General features: G+C 38.4%; 1 protein-coding gene. It reads right to left on the bottom strand.

Features of this window, described 5'->3' with window-relative positions; genetic code table 11:
* Nucleotides 1-391, bottom strand: a 391-nt coding sequence (locus tag ACECE_RS0223090) for a hypothetical protein (protein ID WP_205410218.1), incomplete at both ends; no start/stop codon positions are given.

The following is a 391-nucleotide window of genomic DNA, read 5'->3' as shown; positions in this document are numbered from 1 at the left end:
GCTGGTTTCTGTTACCTGTTTGCGCTCTCCGGCAAATTCCAAATCATAGTGGTAGTTATATTCTACCGTTACCCCATCAGGCTTGATTCTATTTATATCCGTCAGCCTGTTTTGGTTATCATAAATATACTGGGTTTTGTAGCCATCCTGATGCAATATATATTCAAGATTTCCAACTGCATCATATAAGTATTTGGTAGCTTTATTGTCATTTCCAATTACCTTGGAAAGTCGGTTGTAAGCATCGTACACATAGCTTGTTGCCCCGCCTTTTGTCTTTATACCTGTAAAATTTCCAGCCCAATCATAGAAATACTCTATAGTGGTGTTGTCTGGGTTTGTTTTCTTTGTCAGCCTGTACAAATCATCATATTCATAACTTGTTGTGCCG

Origin of the sequence: Acetivibrio cellulolyticus CD2 (assembly GCF_000179595.2) — a bacterium.
Taxonomy (GTDB): domain Bacteria; phylum Bacillota; class Clostridia; order Acetivibrionales; family Acetivibrionaceae; genus Acetivibrio; species Acetivibrio cellulolyticus.
The sequence above is the reverse complement of the archived record's forward strand: the minus strand, read 5'-3'. Positions and strand labels throughout refer to the sequence as shown.